This window comes from Streptomyces sp. NPDC003016, assembly GCF_053591455.1.
Map to the genome: position 1 here is coordinate 1 of NZ_JBSFTV010000081.1, position 10,674 is coordinate 10,674.

The following is a 10,674-nucleotide window of genomic DNA, read 5'->3' on the forward strand; positions in this document are numbered from 1 at the left end:
GCGGAAAATCCGCTGCAGCACCAACCGCATCACCGACATCCTGAAGGCTGTCCTCGCCCTTCACCACGCCTCAACCTGAGGTTGGAAAAGGCTCAGTGAGCAGTAAGAGGGCAGCCGTCAAAGTTGCAGCTCCGGTCCTGGCGGCAGCTGCAGTGGGAGCAGTGGTCATCGCGAGTTGGCCGGCGAACTCGCCGTCGGGCAACGGCAAGCCGTTGCCGGCCAGTCTGGCCGATCAAGCAACGCAGTCCGCGCCGAAGGCCTACGTCGGGGATCCGGGAAATCCCGCCACGTGGAGACTGCCTATCGAGACGTACATGCCGACCAGGGCGGAGACCCGGCTCATCAGCGGGGCGCGAGACAGTTTGATTGACGAGTGTATGAAGAGTGCCGGTTATGAGAAGTGGAATCCGGCTCCAGATCTGCCCACTCTGGGCGGTAAGACGCTGACGGACTGGCGGTACGGGATCCACGACGCCGAGAAGGCGGCCAAACGCGGTTACCACCCGGGTGCTGCCGAGCAAGAGGCTTACGACCAAGCTCTCTCAGCGGGCGCCGTGGACACCTCCGGCGCGGACGAGGGGACTCTGAGGAACTGCGTCCAGACAGTCGACGAACAGGCCCCCGCAGCGCAGCCGGATCATTTGGTGCAGAAGATCGACGGCGAAGCCTACAAGGAAGCGGCCAAAGACCCCAAGGTGACTGCGGTGTTCGCCAAGTGGTCGTCATGCATGAAGGCGAAGGGCTACTCGTACGAGAAGCCGATGGATGCCAACGAGGACTCGCGTTTCTCCGACCCGCACGAAGTGACGGAACTGGAGATCGCCACAGCAACGGCCGATGTCGCATGCAGGGACCGCTATGGCGTGGAGAAGGTCTGGTTCGACACCGAGGTTCCCCTCCAGCAGCAAGCCATCAAGGCCAACCAAACCGCTCTGGATGGCGTGAGGGCGGACAACAAGGCTGCGGCCGCCAAGGCTTCCGGCCTCTAGACAAGGAACTCTACGGAGGCGGTCGTCATCCGCACCCGGAAAGGGCCCGGGGATGAGCCCGGATCGTCGCTCCTGAGAGCGAAGTCACCCTGGTGCGGGTCCCGCCCACGCCTCAGCGCGGGGCGGGACCTTCCAATCCGGGCCCTGTACCAGACTGCGGCAAGCGGTGTCCTCGCCCAACGGATGTCATGGGCAGACAACGAGTGCCTTCAGCTCTCGCGCGATGTCATGCCGAGAGTACGCCCGATCATTGGTGCGCTCAGTGCGGCAGTGCTCACAAGCCGCTTGATCGCCCAGCCCAAGACCGAGCCGAGGCCGCACAGCGACGCTGACATGTCACAGCCGACCATCCGGGAGTGCGCGGACTGCGGGGCATGCCTGTGGGCGCTGGTGAGCTTCGAGTCCCCCTGGAGGCGATTCCAACCGCAGGGCGTCTTTCCGTCGACCGCAACACCCCCTGTTTGCTCCTCCTTATACAGGGCTGCGGCGGTTTCTCATCCATACCCGAAAGTCCGCTACTTGAGGAGTGAGTTGAGAATATCCAGACGAGCACGCGGGATCGCAGGCCTTGCAGCCACCGCGGTCCTGACCGGGCTCATACAGGCTGTTCCGGCCATGGCAGCACCCACACCATTATCGCCCGGACCCGAGAGCAGCGAGCAGTCGGAGCCAACTGCCCGCGTACAAGACCCAGGCAAGAGACTCGGCAAAGATTGGAAGGCTTCTGCTGATCGGGCCGTGACCACTGCGGCGGATTCTGGAGGGCTGAAGATCCTTGTCGCGGACAGCAAGGACGCCTACCAGTGGAGGACAGTCGCCACCCTCGCAGAGCCCGGCCTGCCGGCGGACGCGTGGATCGGGAACGCGTGCGTGGTGGACCGCGAGCACGTGGCCGCCGTCTACGCGCCGCGCACATTCGCCAACAAGCCGGACCTGATGCAGGGCGGCGCGTTCACCGCCATCGTCGACGTGAAAACCGGCACGGTGACGAAGCTTCCGTTCACCGCGTCGATGGCCTACTTCGACCCGACCTGCAACCCTGAGACCGGTACTGCCGCGTTCACCGCGTTCCGCGACAACAAGACCCGCCTGGTCACCGTGACAACCAGCGGCAAGACCATCGCGGACGCCTCCGTGGACGGGCAGGTGACATCTGCTGTGCCCGTGAATGGCGGCCTTGTCGCCGCACGGGGACAGCACCTGATTCGCCTCAGCCCTTCCGGTAAGGCCCGCATCCTGGCCGGGGCAGACAGCGTTCCGTTCCAGATCCGCCCCACCCGTGACGGGGTGGCGTTCCTGGACCGCACGGGTGACACCGCCCGCGCGAAGCTGTGGACCGAGCGCGGGAAACCATCGACGCTGGCGTCTGGCAAGCTCGGAGACCTCGCTCTCAAGCAAGGTACCGAAGGCCGAGTGTTCCTCACCGGGCAGGCAAAGAACACCCGCCCGGCGGGTAGTGCGGTGACCCGACTGAACGTTCCGGCGGACGCCGAGGTGTCCAGTCTCGGCCGGCTGGCCGTCGACCCGGTCCTCATGCCGGGTGTGAGGGCCGGTCTCGACAACATCCAGAATGCCGGGAAGGGCTTCACCAAGGCCGAACCGTCGGCCGCCCGGCGAAGCGCCCAGGGCCCCGCGGACGATGCCGGGTCGCCGACCATCACGAGCACCTCGACCGCCACCGGTCAGAAGATCACCCAGGCTCTGGTGGACACAACTAGCGCCACGGGGAAGGAGTCCTTTTCACCCGCCCTCCCCACCAGCGGCACGAGTCGCCCGGCACCCGGCGGGAGCGGGCGGGCCATGGCGGCCGATGACCCACGGGCGTCCACCCCGGTCGACACCGACCGCTTGTGCTCCATCCCCCGCAACGACGTCAAGGCGCTCGCCCTGCAGCCGACCCCGAACCAGGTCGAGTGGGCCGTGAACATGGCGATCCGCGGCGAGCTGCGCGCCAAGTGGATCAAACAGGGAGGCTGGCGCACCCAGACCGGACTGGGCACCGTCGACCCGCAGGGCCTGTTCCCTGCCCCGACGCTGAAGGGCGGCGGCCGCATTCCCGCCCAGGTGCTGCTGGGTGTGCTCGCGCAGGAGTCGAACCTCTGGCAGGCCGAAGGAGGTGCCATCCCCGGCCAGATGGGCAACCCGCAGGCTGCGATCGCCGGATTCTACGGACACAAAGGTGAAACGTCCGAGGAGTACTGGAAGATCCGCTGGCTGAACTCGGACTGCGGTTACGGCGTGGGCCAGGTCACCGACGGCATGCGCCTGGCCGGGCACGAGAAGCCCGGCGAGACGTCCCTGCCTCCACTCAAGCAGAAGGCCGTCGCCCTGGACTACGCGGTCAACATCGCCGCCTCCATGTACATCCTCGCGGACAAGTGGAACCAGGTGCACACCGCCGGGCAGACCATCACCGTCAACAACGACGACCCGTCGAAGCCGGAGAACTGGTTCGCCGCGCTGTGGAACTACAACCTCGGCTTCAACCCGAACAAGGGTGACGGCAAGCCGTGGGGCCTGGGCTGGTACAACAACCCCGCGAACCCGTTCTACCCGCCGTCGCGGCATCCGTTCATGACCGACCCGCGGGACGCCGCGAAGCCCCAGAACTGGCCGTACCAGGAGAAGGTGATGGGCTGGTCCGCCTGGTCCATGGACACCGGCCTCTCCTACTCCACCGACGGACGGCAGGACTGGCCCGGCGAATCCGGGTACTCCTCCGTTGGGTTCCGGCCCGCCTGGTGGGTCAGCGAGTTGCAGCGTGACCTGGTGAAGCCGCCGCTGGACGCGTTCTGCAACGCCACCAACAACTGCAGCGCGGCCAGCCCGCCGGACTGCCCCGACGCGGAGTGCTACGAACGGTACTGGTGGCGCGGGTCGAACGTGACGTGGAAGCCAGATTGCGCCGCCGAATGCGGCAACGAGAGCATCAAGTACGTCACGCTGCGCGAGGAGCCGGGCCGCGGGTCTCGGTTGGAGTACGGCACCCCGAAGTGCAGCGCTGCCCCCGCCGGCGCGCTGGTCGTGGAATCCGTGCCCGACAACATCGACACCTACAGCAACTGCGGGTCCAGCGGCACCGACGCCGGGCACTTCCAGTTCACGTTCTACCCCAACCCGGCAGCGACCGGGCCCGGCCTGGGCCCGTACCAGGCCAAGGGAGACCTGCACCAGATCGGCGGCGGGCAGGGCGGCCACTTCTGGTACGCCCACACCCGCAATACGGCGCACCTCGGCGGGGACTCCGGGCTGATGACCGTCAAGGGCACCTGGACCCTCGACAAGAACATCGAATGGGCCCGTGTGCTGGTGCATCTCCCGGACACCGGAGCCCATACCCGGCAGGCGGCGTACGTGATCGGCGGCGCCGACACCACCAGCAAGGCGCGCATCGTCGAGCAGCGCGCCAACCGGTGGGTCAGCCTCGGCGCCTTCCGCTTCACTGGCACGCCGACGGTCACCCTCACCAACGCCACCGCCGACGGCACCGCCGACGAGGACGTCGCATGGGACGCGGTTGCCTTCCAGCCTCTTCCCGGCAAGCCGAACCACATGGTGGTCGGGATGGGTGACTCCTACGCCTCCGGTGAAGGAGCTTCCGACCCAAAGGGTGACGACTACTACCCGGAGTCCGACTACTACAACAAGGTGTCGGGTGACAAGTGGAAGAACACCTGCCACCGCTCCCGGCACGCCTGGTCCCGTCGCGCTGCCCTACCCGGCGAACAGCTCTCGGTCGGAGAACTGGCGGACTCGTGGAGCGCCAGGATGGACTTTCAATTCACCGCCTGCTCCGGTGCCCGCCACTACAACATGCTCAGTATCACACCGGACTCCGGGGAGCTGCCGCAGATTCAGCAGGGCTATCTGGACCAGCACACCACCCTGGTCGCCCTGGCGATCGGCGGTAACGACATGGCGTTCGCTGACGTCATCCAAAAGTGCATCACGGCCATTTCTGATGTGTGTCAGAACGGGTCAATCAAGGCCCGCAGTCCCGACACTGGGCAGGCATACGACACCGACACTCCCGCGCTGAAGGACTGGCTGCCGGCATGGGCGCACAACGTCATCCGGCCCCGCCTGGTGAAGACGCTCAGGGCACTTCACGACAAGGCGCCGAACGCAAAGATCGTGCTCATGGGCTACCCCAGGCTCCTGGAGAAGAGCGGCTCGTGCGTGATCGGCATCGGTAGCGAGGAGGCGCCGTGGCTGAACCAGATGGGTGATGTCGTCGCCACGGAGATGAAGGGGGCCGTCAGCGACACCGGCTCGTATGCGGTGTTCGCCGACCCGCGGGCTGCGTTCGCCGGGCAGGCGATCTGCGGAGACCCGGAGACGATTCACGGCATCGTCGTCACCGGGCACTCCAGGGCTGACGACAAGGGGCCCTCGATGAAGTCGTTCCACCCCAAGGTCCCCGGAACGGCGCACTACGCAAAGGCGTTCCAGGACGCCCTCGCACGGTAACAGCCGGCTACGAGTTCTGGGGCGCCGTACGATGCGGCGCCCCAGAACACTTCGAGTTGAGTAGCTGTACGGATAGCAGTCCACCAGTCGACAGGTAGATGATCGTGCTCATGACCTATTTAGTGCGGGCTGCGAAGACGGCTTCCATGGCCGCCGCGGCCACGCTCGTCGCATGGTGGCTGATACGCGGTTTGTACACGCTGATCGACCACGCCACCGAAGCCGAGAACTCGCGCGGCCTCCTCGCGGGAATCCATTACTATCTGGCCGCCAACGCGGCAGGCATTATCTGTCAACCCTTCGCCCTGTGGGCTGGTGTCAGACTGGCCGGAGTCCGCGGCAACCATCTGGCGATCGTCATCAGCGCCTACGTGTGGGCCACGATGACCACGGGACACCTCGTGGACTCTACTCCGGGCCGGTGGGAGGCCGTCTTGTGGGTGGCCATCCAGTCCGCCGCCGCGACTGGGGCCTCGCTCCTGCAAGCCAGGCTCATGCCGGCCAGCACACAGCCCAAGGAGCGGTCCTCCTGATTCGGCGCCCGATGAGGATTCTCGTTCTGCGTGCTGCGACGTGGCCGCTCCTCGCCATGTTCAATGTCGTGGCCCGTGTGTGGACGCTTCTTGGCTCGACCAGCCGCTACAGAGCCCACCGACTCGCCGAAAGCGACACCGCGCAGCAGGCCCGGCAGACTGCTGAGGCACGGCTACGAGCCATCGCCCACGCCTACGCGGAGAGCACACCCTTGGTGTTGCGTCTTGTGGCCGTGGAGGACCACTACACCCGCGGCATGGCCGGCTGGGACCTGTTCAATCCGGTGAAGCCTGCCTACCGGGTGGCCTGCTGGATGCGTCTGACGGCCTACTACAGTTCCCCGATGTCCCCAGCCGAGACCATCACCGAAATCCTCGCCGCTGGTGAGCATGCCTTGTCCAGCATCCCCTTCACCCACGACAACACCCACGAGGACAGACGAGGTGAAATGGCCCATGCGGGGCACACCCTTACCTGGGATCACCCAGGCTCACATGTCCCAGCGCCCCTACAGCCGGCCAACGCCTACCGGTTCGTGTGCGAGCCTCCAGCGGCGAGCCTGGGCGGTATCCGCCGCCGCTACGGCACGGTGTTCGCACTGGCCCTGCCGCCGGCCGACTACTACCGAGTCTCACGATGACAGAGAGTCTCAGCGGCGGTAGTAATAGGGCTCGGGAGAGGAAAAGATGGGCTTCGCCACACCTTGAGTGGTGTCCAACTACCGGTGTGAACAGCAGACGCTGATCCGCACCGACTCTGCTGGCCGGCACCCACGGCTTCGTCACCTTGCTCGCCCAGCGGGAGCGTGGCTGTCCTACTTGGTCGGCATGGTGATCACCGACGCGATCCACAGCCGCGTGCCAAAGGTCCCGGCGTCGGCCTGGACACCGGCCGTCGAGCCGGACGGCGAGATCCGGGACCGTGCCTGGGTCGCCGAACTCACCGGCGATGTCCTGGCCGGCTAGCCGAAGGGCACACGGCTGATCATCCGCAAAGGACAGTCTCACCCATGAGCCCAGTTGAGGCTCACCGGCGCGGACGGCTGCGGCAGTTCTGCTTCGCCACCAACACAACCGGCTGGCTGGCCGCCGACCTCGAACTCCGTCACCGCCTGCAGGCCCGGGCCGCGGGCCGCCTCCCAGCTGCCCGGGCCACCGGGCTGCGGAACCTGCCCCTGCATCACACCGCCCAGAACCGCATCTGGCTCGAAATCGCCCAGATCGCGTTGCACCTCCCGGGATGGAGGTGGATGCTCGCCCTGACCGGCCAGGCCATGCTCTGGGTATGTCGCCTCAGTGAAACTGCAGTCATAGTTGTTCTGATCATGGCTGTGAGCTAGGAAGCAGCAAAAAGTGAGAAGATGATCAAGATGGCATCGGGCCGCTGAGACGGCTGTGAATCCGTGCGTGACCTGCGCTACTGCACAATCTGAGAGGACTTGCAGTCTCATTGAGAGGATCACAGGCGCGGACCGCTCCGGCGGTTCCAGGCTTCCCGCCAGCGAGTCGACGCGCCGCGTGAACAGCTCGCGTCTTGTTGGCCAGAGCCTCCGGGTCGGACAGCGCTCCGTCCGCGGCCCTCCCGAAGCGGCGGAGCAACCCGGGAGCCTTGTGGGACCTCGCCACTACCAGCAGGCCCGCCTGCGCCACAGCCGTGGCGAACAACCACCCAGCCCGGCGACAAACGCACCTACCGCCAAGGGCTACGCGAACCCGGCCACGACCTCACACCGACCAGACGGACCTGCTCCGTGCCATCGACCACGTACCTACCGCCGTCCGCAGTGCACCCTCTCGGTGACACCGACCTGACGGACTACCGCACCCCGGGCATGCGCACGGCTGCGCTCGGGTGGCTGCCGCCGGCCGCATGCGGCAGCCACCGGGGACCTCTGGGTCCCCCGTGCCGGAGGTCCCGCTCCGGCTGGAAAGACGCGCCCGACTGGCTGTCCCGCGTGATCTGTACGTGCTACGGGAGCTTGGTGTAGGCCGCCTGCACCTCGTCGGTGATGCGCTGCAGGGCAACCCGCGCGCTGGGCAGGAGAGCGTTCACGTCCTTACTCCAATTGCCCAGTACTTTGCCGTCCTGCTGGATCTCTGCTGCCAGGGTCGTCACGGTTCCCATGAGGAACCCGCCCAGCACGAGCCGACGTCCTGCCGCATCCGGCACCGTGCTCGACAGCGCCATGCCGTCCACTCCCATGTCGTACTCGGGATCATCGGGATCATCCGGGTAACCGTGCGAGTCGATCAGCCGCACATTCTCCGGATGCCGTTCGCCCAGGGCGGCGGCGAGCCATCGGTCGCTCTCACCGTGCTGCGCTGTGGCCAGGCGCCGTAGCTGTGCCGGTAGAAGCCGCCGCGGCACTGTCACGTTGACTGACCGGGTGGGATGATCTTCTGGTTGGTCATGGTGGGAGGGGTCGTCCGTGGGCAGCACGCCGCCGTCGTACAAGGGGCACCGGTACCCGGTGGAGATCATCGCGCACTGCGTGTGGCTGTACTTCCGCTTCCCGCTGAAGCTTCCGTGAGATGGAGGAGCTGATGCTGGAGCGCGGCGTGTTCGTCTCCCATGAGACGGTCCGCCGCTGGTGTGCGAAGTTCGGGCAGGTCTACGCCAACGGGCTGCGCCGTCGGCGTGTGCAGCCGGGCGACAGGTGGCACCTGGACGAGGTCTTCATCAAGATCAACGGAGAGCGGAAGTACCTGTGGCGGGCCGTCGATGCCGACGGCAACGTGCTCGACATCCTGGTCCAGAACCGGCGGGACACCGCTGCGGCCAGGCGGTTCTTCCACAAACTGCTGAAGAAGACCTGCTCGGTGCCGAGAGTGATCGTCACCGACAAACTGCGCTCCTACGGGGCGGCTCACCGCGAGGTCATGCCCTCGGTTGAGCATCGTGCCCACAAGGGCCTGAACAACCGGGCCGAGAACTCCCATCAGCCCACCCGGCAGCGTGAACGCGCGATGAAGGGCTTCCGTAGTACCGGCGGGGCCCAGCGGTTCCTGTCCGCATTCAGCGGCATCTCACCGCACTTCCGGCCCCGGCGCCACCTGATGGCCGCCGCCCACTACCGAGCCAAGATGACCATCCGCTTTGCGATCTGGGGCCAGGCCACCGGCGCCGCCGGCCAGCCCGCCGAAGCCTGAGCACCCGCCCGAAACCCCGGTCCCCACCACGCCCTGACGCATCGTCAGAAATTTGCGCAGCCAACAACGTGACAGCGCCCCAGGGCGTACTTCCAGTCGATCCGGCCCCGCACCGCCAGAGCCGCCTGCCGGTCCGGCAGCCCCTCCGTGAACTGGAGCACCGACACCAGCGCAAGCCGCCCCGGTGACCAGGCCGGCTTCCCCCGGGCCGGAAACAAATCCGCGAACTGCTCGTCCCGGAACAGCACGCCCAGCTCATCTGGCAGCCGGATCGCCAGGCTCCCCTTCGGGAACGCCGCCCTGGCCACCCGCATCGTCTCCGCAGGGATTTCCCCACCCCTGATCGGACGCATCGACATCGACACCCACCCCAAACGACAACGTCAGCCTTCAAGACCACAACCGGGTCCTGAAGACCGACGTCACGCCAGGCGCCGGCGCACTCCTGGATGTCACACCTGAGTACCTGAGTACCTGAATACGGATCAACCTACTCAGGCTCAGGCGATTCAATGGAAGGCGTTGGCGTTCTCTGAAGCCCACTGCTGAAACGGGCGGGCCGGCGTTCCAGTGACCTGTGAAACCGTGTCGCGCACCATCAGCAACTCGTCGTTCACGTCTCCGCCCGTGACGTCGAGCACCGCGTCCGCGGCCTCGGCCCCGAAGGCCGCGGCCATCTGTGCGTGGGCCTCCTGGCGGCTGATTTCGGCGAAGGGCACCTCCCGGCCCAGTGCTGCCGCGATGGCCTCGACCTGTTGCCGGGCGGTCACCGGCTCTGGACCGGTCAAGGCATATGTGTGCTCCTGGTGGCCGGGCTCGGTCAGTGCCACCCGTGCCACCGACGCGATGTCCGCAGGGTGGATGGTTGGCAGCGCGATGTCCGCATACGGCGCGCGAACGGTCTCGTGGCCACGGATGGAAGCCGCCCACATCAGGGCGTTCGAGGCGAACTGCGTCGGCCGCAAGATCGTCCAGGCCATGCCGCTTGCCTTGAGCAGTTGCTCCACCGCCAGGTTCTCGCCGGCAGGGCCGAGGCGGGGGTTAGTCTGGACGGTAATCGACGACACCAGCACGACGTGCTCCACACCCGCCTGCCGGGCAGCTTCGAGGATGTCGGCGTCCGAGCCCAGACGCGACACAAGAAACAGCGAGCGCACCCCGTCCAGCGCGGACTTCAACGACGCCGGCTCCGCTAAGTCGCCCTCCACGGCTTCCACCCCTTTGGGGAAGACGACCCGTGCGGCATCACGCGTGAGCCCTCTGAGCGGCCCGACACCGCGTGCGTGCAGTTCCTTCAGCAGGGCACTGCCTATGTTTCCGGTGGCTCCGGTCACGAGGATCATGAGCGTATCTCCCGTCGTCAGATGATCAACCAGACGACACGCTAGAACCTCAATCACGCTTCAGGTCAAGGAAACCCTTGGTCATTCGCGCTGCTAACGAGCTCGTGCATGGTTGGCGGTGGCGCGTCGGCGCCTTGATCGTTGATCATGGTCTGTGTGGTGGGGAACCGGGCACGTGCAGCAATCATC

Annotated in this window: 6 protein-coding genes and 3 pseudogenes; 6 read left to right on the forward strand and 3 right to left on the reverse strand. The window is 66.3% G+C overall.

Going from position 1 to position 10,674, the window contains the following annotated elements; genetic code table 11:
- Nucleotides 1–161: 161 nt before the first annotated feature.
- The 5 genes and pseudogenes from ACWDZ4_RS34635 to ACWDZ4_RS34655 form a co-directional block, all read left to right on the forward strand.
- Nucleotides 162–989: a hypothetical protein gene (locus tag ACWDZ4_RS34635; RefSeq protein ID WP_451512359.1), complete on the forward strand. Its 828-nt coding sequence runs from the start codon at nucleotides 162–164 to the stop codon at nucleotides 987–989.
- 738 nt (nucleotides 990–1,727) lie between these two features.
- Nucleotides 1,728–5,459, forward strand: a complete 3,732-nt coding sequence (locus tag ACWDZ4_RS34640) for an SGNH/GDSL hydrolase family protein (RefSeq protein ID WP_451512360.1) — start codon at nucleotides 1,728–1,730, stop codon at nucleotides 5,457–5,459.
- 110 nt (nucleotides 5,460–5,569) lie between these two features.
- Nucleotides 5,570–5,992, forward strand: a complete 423-nt coding sequence (locus ACWDZ4_RS34645; protein WP_451512361.1) for a hypothetical protein — start codon at nucleotides 5,570–5,572, stop codon at nucleotides 5,990–5,992.
- 56 nt (nucleotides 5,993–6,048) lie between these two features.
- Entirely contained in the window at nucleotides 6,049–6,633 is a 585-nt protein-coding gene (locus ACWDZ4_RS34650; protein WP_451512362.1) for a hypothetical protein, read from the forward strand.
- 79 nt (nucleotides 6,634–6,712) lie between these two features.
- Nucleotides 6,713–7,275, forward strand: a pseudogene (locus tag ACWDZ4_RS34655) (transposase); the annotation flags it as partial.
- 686 nt (nucleotides 7,276–7,961) lie between these two features.
- On the opposite strand, the gene ACWDZ4_RS34660 reads toward ACWDZ4_RS34655, so the two are convergent.
- Complete coding sequence (locus ACWDZ4_RS34660; protein WP_451512363.1) at nucleotides 7,962–8,432, reverse strand: hypothetical protein; 471 nt, start codon at nucleotides 8,430–8,432, stop codon at nucleotides 7,962–7,964.
- Here ACWDZ4_RS34660 and ACWDZ4_RS34665 point away from each other — a divergent pair.
- A pseudogene (locus ACWDZ4_RS34665) lies at nucleotides 8,422–9,142 on the forward strand (IS6 family transposase). The gene ACWDZ4_RS34660 and the pseudogene ACWDZ4_RS34665 sit on opposite strands and share 11 nt — an antisense overlap.
- A 77-nt stretch (nucleotides 9,143–9,219) precedes the next feature.
- Here the strand turns inward: ACWDZ4_RS34665 and ACWDZ4_RS34670 are convergent.
- Together ACWDZ4_RS34670 and ACWDZ4_RS34675 are read right to left on the reverse strand one after the other, a co-directional pair.
- Nucleotides 9,220–9,501: pseudogene (locus ACWDZ4_RS34670) on the reverse strand (transposase); the annotation flags it as partial.
- 150 nt (nucleotides 9,502–9,651) lie between these two features.
- Nucleotides 9,652–10,485, reverse strand: a complete 834-nt coding sequence (locus tag ACWDZ4_RS34675; protein WP_451512364.1) for an SDR family oxidoreductase — start codon at nucleotides 10,483–10,485, stop codon at nucleotides 9,652–9,654.
- Nucleotides 10,486–10,674 lie beyond the last annotated feature (189 nt).

Excerpts from the sequence above, each read along its gene's own strand:
- ACWDZ4_RS34645 (WP_451512361.1), top strand. The coding sequence starts at position 5,570 with ATGACCTATTTAGTGCGGGCTGCGAAGACGGCTTCCATGGCCGCCGCG.
- ACWDZ4_RS34650 (WP_451512362.1), top strand. The coding sequence starts at position 6,049 with ATGTTCAATGTCGTGGCCCGTGTGTGGACGCTTCTTGGCTCGACCAGC.
- ACWDZ4_RS34675 (WP_451512364.1), bottom strand. The coding sequence starts at position 10,485 with ATGATCCTCGTGACCGGAGCCACCGGAAACATAGGCAGTGCCCTGCTG.